The sequence below is a fragment of the Nocardioides sp. P5_E3 genome (assembly GCF_054049275.1).
Genome location: NZ_JBFUMR010000043.1, coordinates 1 through 18,405, shown reverse-complemented (window position 1 = coordinate 18,405; position 18,405 = coordinate 1). Strand labels below are relative to the sequence as shown.

Here is an 18,405-nt window from a genome sequence, read left to right as displayed (position 1 = left end):
GCACCAGTGTGCCGCTAGGCGAGCCGGCGCACAGGGAGGTGCTGCCACGGGTCCCAGCCGCCGCCGAGCTGGCGGCCGGTCACCTCGGTCCACGGGATGCGGACGACGAGGTTGCGCTGCCCGGTCGCCCAGGGGTGCGGTTCCCAGGACCGGGCGATCTCCGCGAGCTCGTCCTGGTCGTCGACGAAGGTCCCGCGGCCGCGCACCACGACGCTCCAGCCGCGCTTGAGCTCGTAGTCGAACTGGTCGACCTCGAAGCACAGCTGCGCGCCGCGGCCGTAGGTCCCGAGCAGGCTGTAGGCGGTGGTGCGGATGAGGATCGACTCCCCGTCCACGGCGTAGTTCACCGGCACGATGTGGGGGCCGGTCGGGGTGCCGACCGCGACCCGGCCCGCCACGCCGGCCTTGAGCAGGCGCGCGGAGTCCTCCCGGGAGAGGTCGTGGGTGGTGTGCATGGGAGCCTCCTTCAGCTGGACTCCCAGCCTCGCCCGAGGGCGCCGTCGTCAGCAGGGCCGAAGGTCCCGCGCCGTCCGGGTCGGGAGTTGGTGATCGGCCCGGCGGCTTCGAGCGCACTCGACGTTGTCGGACGGGTCTAGCGTGGAGGACGTGACTGAAGCGATCCAGCAGGACGGGCACCCCGCACCCAGCACCCTCGGCCAGCTCCGCGAGAGCGGCCACCAGCTCAAGCCCCTGCGCCAGGAGCTGCGCGACAACCTCCTCGCGCGGCTGCGCGACGGGATCGACCCGTGGCCGGGCCTCCACGGGTTCGCCGACACCGTGATCCCGCAGGTCGAGCGGGCGCTGATCGCGGGCCACGACATCGTGCTGCTCGGCGAGCGCGGCCAGGGCAAGACCCGGCTCCTGCGCTCGCTGGTCGCGCTCCTCGACGAGTGGACCCCGGTCATCTCCGGCTCCGAGCTCGGTGAACACCCCTACGAGCCCGTCACCGTCACCTCCCAGCAGGCAGTGGCGACCTACGGCGACGACCTGCGCATCTCGTGGCGGCACCGCGACGAGCGCTACGCCGAGAAGCTCGCGACCCCGGACACGTCGGTCGCCGACCTGATCGGCGACGTCGACCCGATGAAGGTGGCCGAGGGGCGTCACCTCGGTGACCCGGAGACCATCCACTTCGGCCTGATCCCGCGCAGCCACCGCGGCATCGTGGCGATCAACGAGCTGCCCGACCTCGCCGAGCGCATCCAGGTCGCGATGCTCAACGTGATGGAGGAGCGCGACATCCAGATCCGCGGCTACGTGCTGCGGCTCCCGCTCGACGTCCTCGTCGTGGCGAGCGCCAACCCCGAGGACTACACCAACCGCGGGCGCATCATCACCCCGCTCAAGGACCGCTTCGGCGCCGAGATCCGCACCCACTACCCGCGCGAGGTCGAGCAGGAGATCGCCGTCATCGTGCAGGAGGCCGACCTCGTGGCCGAGGTGCCCGACTACCTGGTGGAGGTGCTGGCACGGTTCACCCGCCACCTGCGCGACTCCCAGTCGGTCGACCAGCGCTCTGGCGTCAGCGCCCGCTTCGCGATCGCCGGCGCCGAGACCATCGCCGCGGCCGCGCTGCACCGCGCCACCACCCAGGGCGAGGACGAGCCGGTGGCGCGCGTCGTCGACCTGGAGACCGCCGTCGACGTCCTCGGCGGCAAGATCGAGTTCGAGACCGGCGAGGAGGGTCGCGAGACCGAGATCCTCACCCACCTCCTCCGCACCGCGGTCGCCGAGACCGTGCGCGCGCACCTGGCCGGCATCGACCTGCGCCTGCTGGTCGAGGCCATCGAGGAGGGCGCCATGGTCAGCACCGGCGCCCGCGTCGGCGCCCGCGACTTCCTCGCCGGGCTGCCGGTGCTGGGGGAGTCCGACCTCTACGACGCGGTCTGCGACCGGCTCGGTGCCACCAACGACGGTGAGCGGGCGGCCGCGATCGAGCTGGCCCTGGAGGGGCTCTACCTCGCCCGCCGCATCGGCAAGGACACCGACGCAGGGGAGACCGTCTATGGCTGACCCGGTCGTCACCGTCCGGCCCGGCACGCTCGCCGACGTCCCGGCCTTCCGCGCGCTCGGCGAGGCCGTCGTGCCACCCACCTATGGCCCCATCGACGCGGCGTACGCCCAGCGGATGCTCGACGAGTGGTGGGTCCCCGAGGTCTTCGAGACGTCGCTGGCGCGCAACCCCCACCTCGTCGCGGAGGTCGACGGCGAGGTCGTCGCGCTGGCCAACCTCGGACGCCTCTCGCAGTCCTATCGCGACTTCCCGCACGTCACCGATGACCGCGAGGTGATGTGGAAGCTCTACGTCCACCCCGACCACCACGGCCGCGGTATCGGCAGCCGGCTGCTCGCCGACGTCGAGGCGATGGTCGAGGGCGACGAGCTCTGGCTGGAGGTCGTCGACGGCAACGACCAGGCGTTCGACTTCTACCGCGCCCGCGGCTTCGAGGAGGTCGAGCGGGTCTCCGACGGCGAGTGGCCCGACGACGTCTGGCTCCGCAAACGGCTGGACGAGCGGCCGGGGACGAGCGCGCGATGAGCCGATTCCGCAAGTACGACGGCGGCGACCCGCTCGCGCCGCCCGTCGACCTCGGCGAGGCGCTCGACGCCATCGGCCAGGACGTCATGGCGGGCTACTCGCCGGAGCGCGCGATGCGCGAGTTCCTGCGGCGCGGGGGCACCGACCAGGCCGGCCTCGACGAGCTCGCCCGCCGCGTCGCCGAGCGCCGGCGCGAGATCCTCGAGCGCAACGACCTCGACGGCACGATGCGCGAGGTCAAGGAGCTGCTCGACAAGGCCGTCCTCGCCGAGCGCGGGCAGCTGGCCCGCGACATCACGCTGGACGACGGCGACCGCGCGTTCCGCGAGCTCATGCTCGACAACCTGCCGTCCTCCACCCCGGCCGCGGTCGGCGAGCTGTCGTCGTACGACTGGAAGTCCTCGGAGGCGCGCGAGGCCTACGAGGAGATCAAGGACCTGCTCGGCCGCGAGCTCCTCGACCAGCGCTTCGCCGGCATGAAGGAGGCGCTCGAGGGCGCCACCGAGGAGGACCGGCAGGCCGTCCAGGAGATGCTCTCCGACCTCAACGACCTGCTGGAGAAGCACGCCGCCGGCGGCGTCACGGACGAGGAGTTCCGTGACTTCATGGACAAGCACGGCGACTACTTCCCCGACGACCCGCAGGACATGGACGAGCTGCTCGACTCGCTCGCCCAGCGTGCGGCCGCCGCCCAGCGGATGCTCAACTCGATGACGCCCGAGCAGCGCCAGGAGCTGATGGAGCTCTCGCAGCAGGCCTTCGGGTCGCCGCAGCTGATGGAGCAGCTCTCGCGGATGGACGCCAACCTCCAGGCCTTGCGCCCCGGTGAGGACTGGTCGGGCTCGGAGGGATTCGAGGGCGACCAGGGGATGGGTCTCGGCGACGGCACCGGCGCGTTGCAGGACCTCGCCCAGCTCGACGCGCTCGCCGACCAGCTCGCGCAGTCGCACCACGGCGCGCGGATGGACGACGTCGACCTCGACGCGCTCGCCGGGCAGCTCGGCCCGGACGCTGCCGTGGCTGCCAAGACCCTGCAGGAGCTCGAGCGGGCGCTGCGCGACAGCGGCTACCTCAAGCGCGGCTCCGACGGCGAGCTGCGGCTCTCGCCCAAGGCGATGCGCCAGCTCGGCAAGGCGCTCCTGCGCGACGTCGCGGAGCGGATGAGCGGCCGCTCCGGCGCGCGGGAGACGCGTACGACGGGACTCGCGGGCGAGCCGTCCGGCGCGACCCGGCGGTGGGAGTTCGGCTCCACCGAGCCGTGGGACGTGCCGCGCACGATCACCAACGCCGTGCTCCGGGACGGCGGAGCCTCACCGGTGCGCATCCAGGTCGACGACATCGAGGTGGTCGAGACCGAGGCCCGCACGCAGGCCGCGGTCGCGCTGCTGGTCGACACGTCCTTCTCGATGGCGATGGACGGCCGGTGGGTGCCGATGAAGCGCACGGCGCTGGCGCTGCACCAGCTCGTTCGCTCCCGCTTCCGCGGCGACGACATCCAACTGATCGCCTTCGGCCGTCACGCGCAGGTGATGGAGATCGAGGAGCTGACCGCCCTCGACGCGCGGTGGGACAAGGGGACCAACCTCCACCACGGCCTGCTGCTCGCCAACCGGTTCTTCCGCAAGCACCCCAACGCCCAGCCCGTGCTGCTGGTGGTCACGGACGGCGAGCCGACGGCGCACCTCGAGCCCGACGGCGAGGTGTGGTTCTCCTACCCGCCGCACCCCCTGACGATCGCCCACTCGGTGCGCGAGCTCGACGCCGCCGCGCGCCTGGGCGCGCAGACGACGTTCTTCCGGCTCGGAGAGGACCCCGGTCTGGCGCGCTTCATCGACTCGATGGCGCGCCGGGTCGACGGGCGCATGGTGAGTCCCGAGCTCGACGACCTCGGTGCCGCGGTCGTCGGGTCCTACCTCGGCTCGCGCGGCCCGGCGTCGTCGTACCGCGAGCACTTCGGCGACTTCTATGGCGGCGGCCGGGGGTTCTGGGTCTGAGGCCTGGTGCGGGTCAGCGGGGGTCGGACGCCTCGAGCATCCGCAGCAGCTCGGCGCCCATGTGCTCGATGACCGCCTGGAGCGCCTTGGCGGGACGCACCATCACGGTGAAGTCGACGATCCGGCCCTCGGCGTCCCAGGTGATCATGTCGATGCCCGACACCTGCAGCCCGCCGACCTCGGTGCGGAACTGCAGCACGGCCGAGTCCGCGCCGAGCCACTCCCGCTCGTACGCCAGGCCGGGCCCGAGCACCTTGAAGGCGGCGGTGAGGTAGCCGACGACGGTCTCGCGGCCCTCCTGGGGCGTGTGCACGGCCGGGCTGCGGAAGACGGCGTCCTCGGCGACGAGGTCGCGCAGGCCGGCGGGGTCGCGGCTCTCGACGACGGCGTGCCAGCGCGCGAGCGCGGCCTCGGACGTGGGGGTGGCCTCGGTGGGTGCGGACATGCGCGTCATCGTGCCACTGGACCGGACTGCTCGCCCGGTGTGTGTCTTCCACGATCTCTGCGTCACTCGGCGAAGCCCGGGAGCGACTCCTCGAGGATCTCGCGGAACGGCACGGCCGCGCCCAGCTGGCTGAGCAGGCCGAGGGCGCCGAGCCAGGTGCGGTGGATGAGGAGGTAGGAGGTCGGCAGGTTGAGCTTGGTGGCGAGGGTGAACGTCTCGGCGCGGGGGTCGTTGATCCGCTCGAACTGCGTGCGCATCCACTCACGGGTGAAGGTGAAGCGTTCCTGGTCGGCCGGCTCCACGAACGGCGCGAGGTAGGCGAGCAGCATCGCAGGGTCGACCTCGATGCGGTCCTTGATGAAACCCTCCTCGCGGAGCCCGGCGACCAGAGACTCCTCGTCGGACTCCAGCGCGATGCGGATCAGCCGGCCCATCGCCTCCGGGAGCTGCCCCTGCGGCAGCCGGGCGACGGCACCGAAGTCCAGGACGCCGAGGCGGCCGAGGCCCCCGTCGGGCCCCGGGATGACGCGGTAGTTGCCCGGGTGCGGGTCGGCGTGGAGCATGCCGGTGCGCCGCGGACCCTCGAAGAGGAACCGGACGAACAGCTCGCCGTAGTGGTCCCGCTCCTCCTGGGTGCCGTCGCGGATGACCTGCGCGAGGGAGTAGGCGGAGTCGAGCCACTCGGTCACGAGCACCTCGGTCCCGACGGTGACGACCGCGGGCACGACGATGTCGGGGTGGTCGGCAAAGGCCTCGGCGTACGCCGCCTGCGCCTCCGCCTCGAGGTGGTAGTCGAGCTCGTCGGCAGCGCGGTCCTGCAGCTCCGCGACGAGCGGCTTGAGGTCGATGCCGGGGAAGACCGGCGCGAACCCGCGCGCGACGCGGGAGATCTGGCGGAGGTCGGACATCAGCGCCTCGCCGGCACCGGGGTACTGCACCTTCACGGCGACCTCACGGTCCTCCGCCGCCTCCGGCCCACCCGCGAGGTCGCGCCAGCGGCCCCGGTGGACCTGCCCGATCGAGGCGGCCGCCGTCGGGGCACCGTCGAGCCACACGAGCCGTGCGGACCAGTCGTCGCCGAGGTGCGCGGCCAGCTGTTCGCGCACGGTCGACGTCGGCATCGGGGGAGCGGAGTCCTGCAGCGCGGTGAGGTGCTCGCGGTAGGGCGCGCTGACCTCCTCGGGCAGGGCGGACTCCAGCACGCTGAGGGCCTGGCCGAACTTCATCGCACCGCCCTTGAGCTCGCCCAGGGTGCGGAAGAGCTGCTCGGCGGTGCGTTGCTGCACCTCGGAGAGCACCGCGTCGGCGGGCTTGCCGCCGAGCCGCTTGCCGAGCCCCATCGCCTGCCGGCCGGCATAGCCGAGCGGGAGCGCAGCGAGTCGGGCCGTGCGCGCGGCGGCCTTGCGGGGGAGCTCGGTCATGCCTCCATTGTCCCGGTCGACGCAATCGGGTTGCCACACCCGTTCCGACGCGGCGCGCCACCCGCAGGTGAATCCGCGGGAGGGAGGGGCGTGACCCGGGGCCGGTCCGCTCGTTGAGGGACTGGATGACCTCGACCCCACGGGAGGACAACGTGCGACCCAAGACCCTTCTCGCCTGCGCAGCGAGCGTGCTCGCCGCCAGCGCCACCTTCGTCGTCGGCGCGACCGCGCCGGCCGCCGGACAGGCCACCGCCCCGGCCGCGGACCGGGCCAACGTCTCCGACTTCCTCGCCGGACAGCTGAGCGGGCTGACCGGCAGGACGACGGTGATGGTGCACGGCACCTCGATCGCCGCTGCCCGCCAGGCCGTCGCGGCCACCGGGATGCGGAAGACCGGCGAGTTCACCCGGATCGGCGTCGTCATCGCCGACGCCACCCGCAGCCAGGTCGACGCGGTCCGCAGCCAGGGCGGAGTGACGTACGTCGAGGGCGGGGCACAGCCGATCGACTTCTTCAGCCAGGACCTGGCCGAGACGTCCAACACCGCGACCCGCGGGGCGGAGGCGGCCGCCACCCTCACCGGTGCCGACGGTACGCCGCTGACCGGCAAGGGCGTGAGCGTCGCGGTCATCGACTCCGGCGTGGACCCGACCCACCCCTACTTCAAGGAGGCCGACGGCTCGAGCGCGGTCGTCGCCAACCTCAAGGCGCTGTGCGAGCCGCTGACCGAGACCTGCTCGGTGCAGCGCGTGCCCGCCTTCGTCGACACCGACACCCTCTCCGTCGGCGGCCACGGCACCCACGTCAGTGGCATCGTCGCCGGCCGCCCGACCACGCTGACCGACGGCGGCAGGCTGCAGGGCGCTGCTCCCGGCGCCAAGCTGGTGTCGATCTCGACCGGCGCGGGCATCGTGATCCTCGGCGCCGACTCCGCGCTCAACTGGGTGCTCGAGAACCACGAGGCGCCGTGCGGCGCCGGCGTACCCGCGTCGACCTGCCCCCCGATCAAGGTCACCAACAACTCGTACGGCCCGACCGGCGGTGGTGAGCTCGACCCCGAGTCGGCCACGGTCAAGCTCCAGCGCGCGCTCGCGGCCGACGGCGTCGTCACGGTCTGGGCTGCGGGCAACGACGGCGGCGACGGCGCGACGAGCCTGACCAACCCGCCCGGCCAGGACCCCACCGGCGGCATCCTCTCGGTGGCGTCCTACTACGACCAGGACACCGGAACCCGCGACGGCGTCGTGTCCGAGTTCAGCTCGCGCGGCCTCGCCACCGACGCCTCGACCTGGCCCGACATCTCGGCGCCCGGCGAGAACATCACCTCGTCGTGCCGCCTCTACCTGGCGGTCTGCTCGACGGGCCTGGACTTCCGCAACGGACCCGGCGCCCTCGACGTCGGCACGTTCAACACCATCAGCGGTACGTCGATGGCGGCGCCGCACATCGCCGGGATCGTCGCCCAGCTGTTCCAGGCCGACCCGACGGCGACGCCCGCCGAGATCGAGCAGGCGCTGAAGGTCTCGGCGCACAAGTTCACCGACGGAGCGGCCTACCAGCCCGGTCCGGTCGGCACCACGTCGTACGACAAGGGCCACGGCCTCGTCGACGTCGTGGCGGCAGTCGCGGCCCTGGGGTGAGCACTGGCTCAGCCCAGGGCTGAACCAGACCCTCCAGGGAGGGCCGCCGTGCGACAGGGGTGCGGCGGTGCGAGGCGGGCGGAGGCCGTGGGGTCTTCCGCCCGCCTCGGTGTCTGCCTACCCGCGGGTCGGTTTGCTGGGAAGGTGAGGGCATGGAGATCGAGTTCGCCGGCGAGGTGGTCGAGTGGCGCGGGCCGGCGCCGTTCTTCTTCGTCGCCCTCCCGCCGGACGCGGCCGACCTCGTCGACGAGGTGAAGGCCGACGTCGTCTACTGGGGCGTGGTGCCGGTCCGTGCGTGGATCGGCGACACGGAGTTCACCACCGCGATGTTCCCCCGCGAGGACACGTGGTTCCTGCCGCTGAAGGTCGCCGTGCGCCGTGCCGAGGACGTCGACCTCGGCCAGGTCGTCGACGTACGGATCCAGGTGGGTCGGTAGCTCACCCGACGGCCGGCACGAGGCGACCGCGCCGGGCCGTCAGGTGCAGGCTGAGCGCCACGTAGTAGGCGACGTAGGCCACCGAGATCGCCAGCCACACCGGGTTGGGGTCGGGGAGCTGGGCGACCAGAACGGCGTACCCGACCAGCCAGACGCACGTGAGGGCGAGCGTCGTCCACTTCAGCGTGGTCGTGCGCGACGGGTAGACGTAGCCGATCGGGACGAACACGAGGACCGCGCACACCAGCAGCACGACGGCGACCGCCGTGGGCTGCAGGTCGAGGACCACGACGTAGAACGCGGCGATGTTCCAGTAGCTCGGGAAGCCGAGGAACAGGTGGTCGTCGGTCTTGGCGTCGACGCGGCAGAACTGGTACGCCGAGGCGAGCAGCGGGATGACCGCGAGGACCGTCGCCGAGTGGCCCTCGCCCAGGTAGCCGGCGCTCCAGAGCAGCAGCATCGGCATGAAGGCGTAGGTGATGTAGTCGACGATGTTGTCCAGGAGCGCGCCGTCGAACGACGGGGCGTGACGTTTCACCTGGACGTAGCGCGCGAGCATCCCGTCGGTGCCGTCGACGACCATGGCGATGAGGAAGAGCCACAGCGCCCGGACGGTGTCGCCCTCCATGACGGCGATGAACATCAGGAACGCCAGGACGACACCGGAGGCCGTGTAGGCGTGCACCAGCCAGGCGGCGACGGTGTGTCGACGCTGCGAGAGGGCGGCCACGCGACTCCTCGGATCGGTCGGATCGTGCATGAGAAGCGGATCATGCCAGTCGCAGGTGTGAACACAGGCAACCTCGGCGCGCGTTGCGGCGTCTCCATGTACGTCCCCGTCCCGGGGCCCGACGAGAGAACGGACCAGCACCATGCGTAGGACCTTCCTGAGCGCCGCGACCCTGGCGGTCGCCGCACTCGCCCTGACCCAGGCCCTCCCGGCCAACGCCGACGGCATCGGAGTCTCCGACCCGAAGGACCTCGGCCACGGGGTCGACCTCCGGTCGGTGGAGGTCGAGCACAAGGCCGCCAACATCGTCGTCACCACGACCCACACCGACCTGCGGCCGTCGTACACGACGGGCTCGTCGGGCTCCGTGTTCCTCGACACCGACCCCGACGACCGCGGCCCGGAGTACCTCTTCGCCGGCGGCTTCTTCCGCGGCACCGGCTACAACCTGCTCAAGGTCGACGGCTTCTCGGACGCCTCGCCCGAGCCCGTCGAGGGTTCCTACCGGATGCGGGTCGACTACGACACCGATCAGGTCCGTCTCCGGATCTCCCGCGACGCGCTCGGGTCGCCGGAGGAGGTGCGGGTCGCCGTCCGCGTCGCAGGAACGCGCCCGGACGGCAGCACCACTGCCACGGACTGGCTCGGCAAGCCGCGCAGCTTCACCGACTGGGTCGCGCAGTAGGCCCCCGGGGCTCGTTCCTACTTGATCTCGCGGACCTCCTGCGGCCATCCGCACCCCTCGGCGATCTTGCCCGCCCACATCTTCGCCGTCTCGAGGTCGGGGACCTCGACGATCGTGATCCCGCCGAGGTACTCCGCGGTCTCGGCGTAGGGACCGTCGGTGATCGTGATCGTGCCGCTCGTGGCGTCGACGCTGAAGGCCTCGGAACGGTCCTCCACGAGCCCGCCGGCGAACACGAGGGCGCCGGCGGCCTCGATCTCCCGCACCACCGCGCTGCTCGGCTCCACGCGGCTCTGGTACCACTCGGCGGGGTGGTCGCCCACCCACTGCTGGTTGAAGTAGATGGCGTACTTCGTCATGACACTCCTCCTGTGCGGCCGCCCCGTGCGGCCCGTCACCACTCTGACGGACGAGCAGGGTCCGGATCGACACCCCCGCGGCAGTGAGTGCGAACGTGCCGGGGAGGTGGCCGCTCAGTCGTGGACGACCGAGGACGGCCGGTCGTACAGGAGATCGGCGTAGTCGGGGTGGCGGAGCATCCAGGCCTTGATGAACGGGCAGATCGCGAGCACCCGGCGTCCGCCGCGGTCTCGTACGTCGTCCAGGGCGAACCTGGCCAGCGCCGAGCCGACGCCCTTGCCCTCGTGGACCCGGTGGACCTCGGTGTGGGTGAAGACGATCAGCTCGTCGGTGAGCTGGTACTCGGCGAAGCCGGCGAGCTCCCCGTCGAGGTGAGCCTCGTAGCGGTTCTTCTCGGCGTCGGCCGTGACGTGGACCGTGTCGGACATGGAGGTCAGGCCGGGAACTTCACGCCGGTGTTGGCGTGGCAGCGGTAGCCGAAGGGGTTCTTCGCGAGGTACTGCTGGTGCGCGTCCTCGGCGTAGAAGTACGGCGTCTCGCTGGCGGGGCGGATCTCGGTGGTGATCTCGCCGAGCCCGCGGCGCGCGAGCTCCTCGCCGTAGGCCTTGGTCAGCTCGCGGGCGGTCTGCTCCTGCTCGGGAGTGGTCCAGTAGATCGCCGAGCGGTACTGGGTGCCGACGTCGTTGCCCTGGCGCATGCCCTGGGTCGGGTCGTGGATCTCGAAGAACTTCTTCACCAGGTCGGCGTACGACACCTTCGCGGGGTCGAAGACGACGCGGACGGCCTCGGTGTGGCCGGTGTGCCCGCTGCACACCTCGTCGTACGTCGGGTTGGGGGTGTTGCCGCCGGCGTAGCCGACCGACGTCGACCAGACGCCGGGGACCTGCCAGTAGATCTCCTCCGCTCCCCAGAAGCAGCCGAGGCCGAGGACAGCGACCTCGAGGCCGTCGGGCACGTCGTCGCTGACGACGGGGGTGTGCAGGACCAGGTGCTCGCCCAGGGTCCACATCTGCTGCTCGCGCCCCGGGAGCGCCTGGTCGGGGGTGGGCAGGGTGGTGGGCTTGCCGAATCCGAACATGCCTCCATTGTCGCGCGCCGGGCAAGGGGCGCGACCGCGTCTCGCCGGGCGGCGGCATAGGTGGAACTACGCGGTCTAGACGTCGCGTTGTCACGGATGCGCCAGCGCGGTGCCGGGAGGACGGTGAAGAGATCCGCAGCATCCGTTGAAAGGAATTGTGATGTCTTCACGTCGAGCAGTTCGACGGCCCCTCGTTGCCCTCCTCGTGGGGGTCCTGGTCGGGGGCGGCCTGATGGCCGTCACGCCGGCAGGCGCCGAGGTCAGCAACGCCGTGGCCACCAACTGGAACAAGATCTGGAACAAGGAGCTCAAGCCGCAGGCCGACCAGCGGTACTACACGAAGAAGAAGAGCGACAAGAGGTACTACACCAAGAGCAAGAGCAACGAGAGGTACTACGCCAAGTGGGACGCCGACGCGAAGTACCAGCTCAAGGGCAACTACGCGCTCAACGGCTCGTCGTACACCAAGGCCGAGAGCGACGGGAAGTACATCCCGAAGCCGGTCGTCATGCGCGGCATGTACTCGGCGCAGTTCTACGGGTCGGCTGCCGGTCAGTGGGGCGGGACGACCATCGACTTCCCGGTGCCTCTCGCGTCTGCGCCGCAGGTCCACTTCATCCCGTCGGGAAGCGCCGTGCCGGCGAACTGCACCGGATCGGGAGCAGCGCCAGGCGCCGCACCCGGACACCTGTGCATCTTCGAGCGCTACGTGTTGAACCGGACCTTCATCAACTCCTACGGATCGACGGGATCGCCCGGTTCTGACCCGACGGGGGTGGCTCTGGGGTTCACCTCCGCCGCAGCGGGTGCGGTGGTGTCCAGCGGGACGTGGGCCCTGGGCGTGTCCGCACTCGCCAGCACCGCCTCCAGGGGCGAGGTCGGCACCAGCGTGCGCCCCGGTGACGCTGCGGGCGCGACCCCCTGACGAGGCTGGGCGTAGGACGGCCGCCGCATCAGGGATGCGGTGGCCGTTCCGCTGTCCGGGCCGAGAGCCGCGGGGTCTACCCTCGCCATGTGACCCAGGAGCACCGCAACAAGTCCGGTTTCGACACGCGTGCGATCCACGCCGGCTACGAGCCCGACGCGATGACCGGGGCGGTCAACCCGCCCATCTACGCCAGCAGCACCTACAAGCAGGACGGCGTCGGCGGCCTGCGCGGCGGTTACGAGTACAGCCGCTCCGCGAACCCGACGCGTACGGCGCTGGAGGGCGCGCTCGCGGCGGTCGAGGACGGCGAGAAGGGGTTCGCCTTCGCCTCCGGCCTCGCGGCCGAGGACACCATCATCCGGGCGCTGACGCGCCCCGGCGACCACGTCGTGATCCCCGACGACGCCTACGGCGGCACGCACCGCCTCTTCGACAAGGTCGCCAAGGTCTGGGGCACCGACCACAGCTCGGCGTCGGTGGCCGACACCGACGCCGTCGCCGCGGCCATCGAGCCCGGCCGCACCAAGCTGGTGTGGGTCGAGACGCCCACCAACCCGATGCTCACCATCGGCGACATCGAGGCGCTGGCCACCGTCGCGCACGACGCGGGCGCGCTGCTCGTCGTCGACAACACCTTCGCCTCGCCCTACCTCCAGCAGCCGCTCACGCTCGGCGCCGACGTGGTGGTGCACTCGACGACCAAGTACGTCGGCGGGCACAGCGACGTCGTCGGGGGAGCGGTCGTCGTGCGCGACCTCGAGCTTGCCGAGAAGGTCGGCTACCACCAGAACGCCATGGGCGCGGTGGCCGGACCGTTCGACGCCTTCCTGACGCACCGCGGCCTCAAGACGCTCGGCGTACGCATGGACCGCCACTGCGACAACGCGGAGCGGATCGTCGAGTTCCTCAACGGCGACCCGCGGGTCACCGAGGTGATCTACCCCGGCCTCGAGGCCCACCCGGGCCACGAGGTCGCGGCCCGTCAGATGAAGCGCTTCGGCGGGATGATCTCGTTCCGCGTCGCCGGCGGGCTCGAGCAGGCCCTCGCCGTCTGCGAGCGCGCCGAGGTGTTCACCCTCGGGGAGTCGCTCGGCGGCGTCGAGTCGCTCATCGAGCACCCCGGGAAGATGACCCACGCCAGCGTCGCGGGAACCGACCTCGAGGTGCCGGACGACCTCATCCGGCTCAGCGTCGGCATCGAGACCGTCGACGACCTCGTCGCCGACCTCGACCGCTCCCTGGGCTGAGTCGTGGACGAGGCACCCGACCCCCGCTACCTCCTGGCCAACGAGCGGACCCTCCTCGCCTACGAGCGCACCGCGATCGGTCTCATGGTGGCGGCCGTCGGTGCCCTCAACCTGCTGGACGACGCCTGGCCCAACGTCGCCCTCGGCGTCGCCCTCCTGCTCGCGTCCGCGATGACCGCCGGTGTCGGGTGGCACCGCTACCGCCAGGCGGAGCGGGCGATCCGGACGGGCACCGACCTCCCCCACGGATTCGGCGCGCAGCTCGTCGTCCTCGCCGTGATCGCGATCATCGTGGTGGTCGCCCTGACGGTGCTGGTGTGAGCGCGGTCGTCTGCGTCGACTTCGGTTCGACGTTCACCAAGGCCGTGCTGGTGGACCGCACGACCGGCGAGCTGCTCGCCACCGCGAGCCACCCGACCACGCTCCCGGACGCCTCCGGCGCCGGCGACGTCCTCGACGGGTACGACGCCTGCGTGGCCGCGCTCGCCGAGCAGGACCCCCACGCAGTCGACGCCGACGTGCTCGCCTGCTCCAGCGCCGGCGGCGGGCTGCGCATCGCGGTCGTCGGCAACGAGGAGCTGGTCACCGCCGAGGCCGGCCGCCGGGTCGCGCTCTCCAGCGGCGGCAAGGTCGTGCTGGTGCTGCACGGCGGGCTCGACGACACCAAGCTTGCCGCGCTCCGGGTTGCCGAGCCCGACGTGGTGCTGCTCGTCGGCGGCACCGACGGCGGCAACGCCGAGGTGCTCGAGGGCGACGCCCGCTTCCTGGCCGGGCAGCCGTGGCCGGGGCCCGTCGTGGTGGCCGGCAACGTCGAGTCCCAGCCCCTGGTCGCGGAGCTGCTCAACGCCTCGGGGACGCCTCACGTTCTCGCCGACAACGTGGTGCCGCGCATCGGCGTGCTCGCCCCGGACAGCGCGCGCCGGGCGATCCGCGAGATCTTCCTGAGCCACGTCATCGGCGGCAAGCACCTCAGCAGCCGCACCGACGGCCGAGGTCGCACCTTCACCTCGATGGTGCGCGGCGCGACGCCCGACGTCGTGCTCACCGGCGTGGAGCTGCTCGCCCGCGGCCTCGACGACCAGCACCGCGGTGCCGGTGACGTCGTGGTCGTCGACGTCGGTGGTGCGACCACCGACGTGCACAGCGTCGTCGAGCTCGACCCCGAGGACAGCGGCCTGGCCCGCGAGGTCGTCGCCACCACGCCGGTCACCCGCACGGTCGAGGGCGACCTCGGCATGCGCTGGTCGGCCGTCTCGACGGTCGAGGCCGCCGGTCGCGACGACCTCCACGCCGCCGCCGTACGCCGCCGCGAGCAGCCCGACCTCCTCCCGGACGGCTGCCCCGACCCGGCTGCCGAGCAGGACGCCGACCTCGACATCGCCGCAGCCGCCGTCCGGATCGCCCTCGAGCGCCACGCCGGCCGCAGCAAGGTCGTGGTGAGCCCCGAGGGCCGCGTGGTCGAGCGCAGCGGCAAGGACCTCCGCGAGGTCGACCTCCTGGTCGGCTCGGGTGGCGTGCTGCGCCACGGCGGCCCCGACGCCGTACGCCGGGTGCTGGCGCCGGCCACGGGCGACGCCTTCGAGGGGGGCTGGCAGCTGCCGCGCGACCCGCGCGTGGTCGTCGACCACGACTACGTGCTCGCCGCCGCGGGGCTGCTGGCCGAGGAGCACCCCGTGGCGGCACACCGACTGCTGGGTGGTCTCAGGGCCGCAGGGGATAGGTAGCGTGACGACGTGAGCGAGCAGGGCAGGCCCTCGGCAGACACCCCGGGCGACCCCGAGGTGGAGTCGGGACGGCGGCGGCTGTTCGCCGCCCTCGCCCGCGAGGAGGACGGGCTCGCCGAGCGCATCGCCGCCCAGTGGGCGCAGTCTCGCGCCGAGCGCCGGACCGAACCGGCGTTCACCACCGGACCCTCCAACTTCAGCCGCGCCCAGGTGCCGTGGGGCCTCGACCTCGCCGCCGCCTGGTCCTGGCGGCTCATCGCCATCGCGATCGCGATGCTCGGCCTGCTGTGGACCCTGCGCTTCTTCGCCGTCATCACCCTGCCGCTCGCCATCTCGCTGCTGATCGCCGCGCTGGCCTCACCCGTGGTCATCTGGCTGCGCCGGGTCGGGGTGCCGCGCGGCCTGGCGACCGGCGTCGTGATGCTCATCGGCCTCGGGACGGTCGGGCTGCTGCTGACCTTCGTCGGCCAGCAGGTCGCCCAGGGCGCGAGCGACCTGTCCGACTCGGTGGTCACCGGGCTCGGTCAGGTCAGGGAGTGGCTGCGCACCGGGCCGTTCCACGTCTCGGACTCCCAGCTCGACGGCTACATCAAGCAGATGCAGGCCGCCGTGTCCGGCAGCACCGGCACCGACGGCATGGTCACCCGGGCCACCGAGGTCGGCACGGCCCTCGGCCACGTGGTCGCGGGCTTCTTCATCGTGCTGTTCTCCACCTACTTCTTCCTCGCCGACGGCGAGCGCATCTGGTCGTGGCTGGTGCGGATCGCCCCCCGCGCCGCGCGCGAGCGCRTCGACGCCTCGGGCCGCGTCGCGTGGGTGTCGCTGACCCAGTTCGTGCGGGCGACGGTCCTCGTGGCCTTGGTCGACGCGATCGGGATCATGCTCGTCGCCGTGTTCCTCGGCGTGCCGTTCGTCGTGGCCATCGGCGTGCTGGTCTTCCTCGGCGCGTTCGTCCCGATGATCGGTGCCACCGTGGCCGGACTGGTCGCGATCCTCGTCGCGCTGGTCGACCAGGGCCCGTGGACGGCGCTGCTCATGCTGGGTGGCGTGATCCTGGTCCAGCAGATCGAGGGCCACGTGCTGCAACCGTTCCTCATGGGTCGCTTCGTCTCGCTGCACCCACTCGGCGTGATCGTGGCGATCGGCTGTGGGGTGCTCGTGGCCGGCATCGCGGGCGCGCTGGTCGCCGTACCCCTCGCCGCGGCGGGCAACGCGGTCGCGCAGCACCTCTCCTCCTACACCGATGTCGGTGACGACGACCCCGACGACGCGCTCGAGGAGGACATCGCGCCACCTCCCAACGAGGGCGACGCGGTCCACGACGACGGCCCCCTCGCGGGCCCGGACGCCCCCGACGACGATGACGACGACAAGCACGACGACAAGCACGAGGACCGGGCATGACTGAGCAGTGCTCCCTGGCCGACATCATCGCCGCGCGCGAGATGCTCGAGGGCCTGACGGTGACCACGCCGATGGAGGAGTCGCGCTGGCTGTCGGCGCTCGTCGGTGGACGGGTGTCGCTGAAGTGCGAGAACCTCCAGCGCACGGGCTCGTTCAAGTCGCGGGGCGCCTTCGTCCGCATCTCGCGCCTGTCCGCCGAGGAGCGGGCCAAGGGCGTCGTCGCGGCGTCCGCCGGCAACCACGCCCAGGGTGTCGCGCTCGCCGCCTCGACGCTCGGCATCAGCTCCACCGTCTTCATGCCCGAGGGGGCGCCGATCCCCAAGGAGAAGGCGACCCGCGGCTACGGCGCCGACGTCGTCTTCCACGGCCGCTACCTCGAGGACTCGCTCGCGCGGGCCCGGGAGTTCGCGGACGAGACCGGTGCGGTGCTGATCCACCCCTTCGACCACGTCGACATCGTCGCGGGCCAGGGCACGCTCGGGCTCGAGGTCCTCGAGCAGGCGCCGGACGTACGCACCGTGCTGGTGCCCACCGGCGGTGGCGGGTTGCTCGCCGGGGTGGCGATCGCGGTCAAGGCGCTGCGCCCCGACGTACGCGTGGTGGGGGTGCAGGCGGAGGGCGCCGCGGCCTACCCGGGCTCGCTCGCAGCGGGCGAGCCCGTGCCGCTCGAGTCGATGAGCACGATGGCCGACGGCATCGCGGTCGGCCGGCCCGGTGACATCACCTTCGCGGCGGTGCGCGACCACGTCGACGAGATCGTGACCGTCTCGGAGGAGTCGCTGTCCCGTGCGCTGCTCGCCCTGATCGAGCGGGCCAAGCAGGTCGTCGAGCCCGCCGGTGCGGCCGCCGTCGCGGCGCTGCTCGACAACCCGACCGGCTTCCAGACCCCGGCCGTCGCGGTGCTGTCCGGTGGCAACATCGACCCGCTCCTGCTCAGCAAGGTCATCCGCCACGGCCTCGCCGCGGCCGGTCGCTACCTCTACCTCCGCGTGTGCATCCCCGACCTCCCCGGCGGCCTGGCCTCCCTGCTCGCCGAGGTCGGTGCGGAGGGCGCCAACGTGCTCGAGGTCGCCCACGAGCGGATCTCGCCGTCGCTGACCCTCAACGAGGTCGAGGTGCGCATCCAGCTCGAGACCCGCGGCGAGACGCACGCCGAGCACTTGATGGCCCGGCTGCGCGAGCGCGGCTACCGCGTCGACAACTGAGCGTCGTACGCCCTCCCCTGAGCGGTGCGCCAGCCACATTCCGTACGCCGCAAGTGTGGCTCACGCACCGCTGACGAGCGACACCCCTGAGAAACGCCGAGGAGCGGTGGCCCAGCCACATCTGACGAGCTTGGGTTCAAGGTCTGGATGCAACACCTTGTGATGAAGGGGTGTTTTGTGATGGCGGCTCGGCGGGTGTTTCCGCAGCAGGTTCGTCGTGAGTTCTGGTGTCTTGTACGCGGGGGGCTGACGGTCGCGGAGGCGGCGCAGAGGGTTGGCGCGTCGCGGTTCGCGGGGATGGATTGGTACCGCGAGCGTGGTGGGGTGATGCCCCCGTGTGATCCGCCGGCGAGACTCAGGCCGCGTTTGAGTTTCGAACAGCGTGAAGAGATCGCGGTGCTCCATGCCGCCGACGTGTCCAACGCAGAGATCGCCCGGGTGGTGGGGTGTCATCGCGCCACTGTCGGTCGAGAACTCAGGGCCGGGTCGACCCTGTTTCCCGACCGCCGCCCGAAGTATCGGGCCAGCGCGGCCCAACTGGCTGCCGACCGACGTGCCAGGCGGGTGC

20 protein-coding genes are annotated in these 18,405 nt (G+C 71.8%); 13 read left to right on the top strand and 7 right to left on the bottom strand.

Going from position 1 to position 18,405, the window contains the following annotated elements; all coding sequences use genetic code 11:
- Nucleotides 1-14 precede the first annotated feature (14 nt).
- Nucleotides 15-455, bottom strand: a complete 441-nt coding sequence (locus tag ACXJKB_RS21030) for a pyridoxamine 5'-phosphate oxidase family protein (protein WP_457191888.1) — start codon at nt 453-455, stop codon at nt 15-17.
- 151 nt (nt 456-606) lie between these two features.
- Between ACXJKB_RS21030 and ACXJKB_RS21025 the strand changes: the two genes are divergently transcribed.
- Genes ACXJKB_RS21025 through ACXJKB_RS21015 form a run of 3 tightly spaced genes read left to right on the top strand, consistent with a single transcriptional unit; the run spans nt 607 to nt 4,533 of the window.
- A complete protein-coding gene (locus ACXJKB_RS21025) occupies nt 607-2,013 on the top strand; it encodes a sigma 54-interacting transcriptional regulator (protein WP_457191886.1) in 1,407 nt (468 codons plus the stop codon).
- A complete protein-coding gene (locus tag ACXJKB_RS21020) occupies nt 2,006-2,539 on the top strand; it encodes an N-acetyltransferase family protein (RefSeq protein WP_457191884.1) in 534 nt (177 codons plus the stop codon). The genes ACXJKB_RS21025 and ACXJKB_RS21020 overlap by 8 nt, the downstream gene beginning before the upstream one ends.
- A complete protein-coding gene (locus ACXJKB_RS21015) occupies nt 2,536-4,533 on the top strand; it encodes a VWA domain-containing protein (RefSeq protein ID WP_457191882.1) in 1,998 nt (665 codons plus the stop codon). Before ACXJKB_RS21020 ends, ACXJKB_RS21015 begins: the two co-directional genes overlap by 4 nt.
- A 13-nt stretch (nt 4,534-4,546) precedes the next feature.
- Here ACXJKB_RS21015 and ACXJKB_RS21010 read toward each other — a convergent pair whose 3' ends face one another.
- Both ACXJKB_RS21010 and ACXJKB_RS21005 read right to left on the bottom strand, forming a co-directional pair.
- Nucleotides 4,547-4,978, bottom strand: a complete 432-nt coding sequence (locus tag ACXJKB_RS21010) for a nuclear transport factor 2 family protein (protein ID WP_457191880.1) — start codon at nt 4,976-4,978, stop codon at nt 4,547-4,549.
- Nucleotides 4,979-5,040: 62 nt separating this feature from the next.
- Nucleotides 5,041-6,399 carry an ABC1 kinase family protein gene (locus tag ACXJKB_RS21005; protein WP_457191878.1) on the bottom strand — a complete coding sequence of 453 codons (1,359 nt, stop codon included), beginning with the start codon at nt 6,397-6,399 and terminating at the stop codon, nt 5,041-5,043.
- A 125-nt stretch (nt 6,400-6,524) separates the two neighbouring features.
- Between ACXJKB_RS21005 and ACXJKB_RS21000 the strand changes: the two genes are divergently transcribed.
- Together ACXJKB_RS21000 and ACXJKB_RS20995 are read left to right on the top strand one after the other, a co-directional pair.
- Nucleotides 6,525-8,039: a S8 family serine peptidase gene (locus ACXJKB_RS21000; protein ID WP_457191876.1), complete on the top strand. Its 1,515-nt coding sequence runs from the start codon at nt 6,525-6,527 to the stop codon at nt 8,037-8,039.
- A gap of 152 nt (nt 8,040-8,191) precedes the next feature.
- Nucleotides 8,192-8,476 (top strand): DUF1905 domain-containing protein, encoded by a 285-nt coding sequence (locus ACXJKB_RS20995; protein WP_457191874.1) that lies wholly within the window; start codon nt 8,192-8,194, stop codon nt 8,474-8,476.
- A 1-nt stretch (nt 8,477) separates the two neighbouring features.
- Here ACXJKB_RS20995 and ACXJKB_RS20990 read toward each other — a convergent pair whose 3' ends face one another.
- The gene (locus ACXJKB_RS20990) at nt 8,478-9,206 is read right to left on the bottom strand and encodes a CDP-alcohol phosphatidyltransferase family protein (protein WP_457191872.1); all 729 of its coding nucleotides are present in this window, start codon (nt 9,204-9,206) and stop codon (nt 8,478-8,480) included.
- A gap of 142 nt (nt 9,207-9,348) precedes the next feature.
- On the opposite strand from ACXJKB_RS20990, the gene ACXJKB_RS20985 reads away from it, so the two are divergent.
- Nucleotides 9,349-9,891, top strand: coding sequence for a hypothetical protein (locus ACXJKB_RS20985; RefSeq protein ID WP_457191870.1), 543 nt, complete (start codon nt 9,349-9,351; stop codon nt 9,889-9,891).
- Nucleotides 9,892-9,908: 17 nt separating this feature from the next.
- Here the strand turns inward: ACXJKB_RS20985 and ACXJKB_RS20980 are convergent, their stop codons facing one another.
- The 3 genes from ACXJKB_RS20980 to msrA all read right to left on the bottom strand — a co-directional run bounded on the left by ACXJKB_RS20980 (nt 9,909) and on the right by msrA (nt 11,329).
- Nucleotides 9,909-10,250 (bottom strand): YciI family protein, encoded by a 342-nt coding sequence (locus ACXJKB_RS20980; RefSeq protein ID WP_457191868.1) that lies wholly within the window; start codon nt 10,248-10,250, stop codon nt 9,909-9,911.
- A 114-nt stretch (nt 10,251-10,364) separates the two neighbouring features.
- On the bottom strand, nt 10,365-10,679 hold the full coding sequence (locus tag ACXJKB_RS20975) for a GNAT family N-acetyltransferase (RefSeq protein WP_457191866.1): 315 nt from the start codon (nt 10,677-10,679) through the stop codon (nt 10,365-10,367).
- A gap of 5 nt (nt 10,680-10,684) precedes the next feature.
- Nucleotides 10,685-11,329, bottom strand: coding sequence for a peptide-methionine (S)-S-oxide reductase MsrA (gene msrA, locus ACXJKB_RS20970; protein WP_457191864.1), 645 nt, complete (start codon nt 11,327-11,329; stop codon nt 10,685-10,687).
- 205 nt (nt 11,330-11,534) lie between these two features.
- Here msrA and ACXJKB_RS20965 point away from each other — a divergent pair, with 205 nt between their 5' ends.
- The 7 genes from ACXJKB_RS20965 to ACXJKB_RS20935 all read left to right on the top strand — a co-directional run.
- Nucleotides 11,535-12,254, top strand: coding sequence for a hypothetical protein (locus ACXJKB_RS20965; protein ID WP_457191862.1), 720 nt, complete (start codon nt 11,535-11,537; stop codon nt 12,252-12,254).
- Between the two features lie 89 nt (nt 12,255-12,343).
- Nucleotides 12,344-13,504 (top strand): cystathionine gamma-synthase, encoded by a 1,161-nt coding sequence (locus ACXJKB_RS20960; RefSeq protein ID WP_457191860.1) that lies wholly within the window; start codon nt 12,344-12,346, stop codon nt 13,502-13,504.
- A gap of 3 nt (nt 13,505-13,507) precedes the next feature.
- Nucleotides 13,508-13,825 carry a YidH family protein gene (locus ACXJKB_RS20955; RefSeq protein ID WP_457191858.1) on the top strand — a complete coding sequence of 106 codons (318 nt, stop codon included), beginning with the start codon at nt 13,508-13,510 and terminating at the stop codon, nt 13,823-13,825.
- Nucleotides 13,822-15,228, top strand: coding sequence for a glutamate mutase L (locus ACXJKB_RS20950; RefSeq protein WP_457191856.1), 1,407 nt, complete (start codon nt 13,822-13,824; stop codon nt 15,226-15,228). Before ACXJKB_RS20955 ends, ACXJKB_RS20950 begins: the two co-directional genes overlap by 4 nt.
- Nucleotides 15,229-15,237: 9 nt before the next feature.
- A complete protein-coding gene (locus ACXJKB_RS20945) occupies nt 15,238-16,632 on the top strand; it encodes an AI-2E family transporter (protein WP_457191854.1) in 1,395 nt (464 codons plus the stop codon).
- Nucleotides 16,629-17,837 carry a threonine ammonia-lyase gene (gene ilvA / locus ACXJKB_RS20940; RefSeq protein ID WP_457191852.1) on the top strand — a complete coding sequence of 403 codons (1,209 nt, stop codon included), beginning with the start codon at nt 16,629-16,631 and terminating at the stop codon, nt 17,835-17,837. The genes ACXJKB_RS20945 and ilvA overlap by 4 nt, the downstream gene beginning before the upstream one ends.
- 366 nt (nt 17,838-18,203) lie before the next feature.
- Nucleotides 18,204-18,405 (top strand): helix-turn-helix domain-containing protein (locus ACXJKB_RS20935; protein WP_457191850.1); only part of this gene is annotated, 202 nt, incomplete at its 3' end.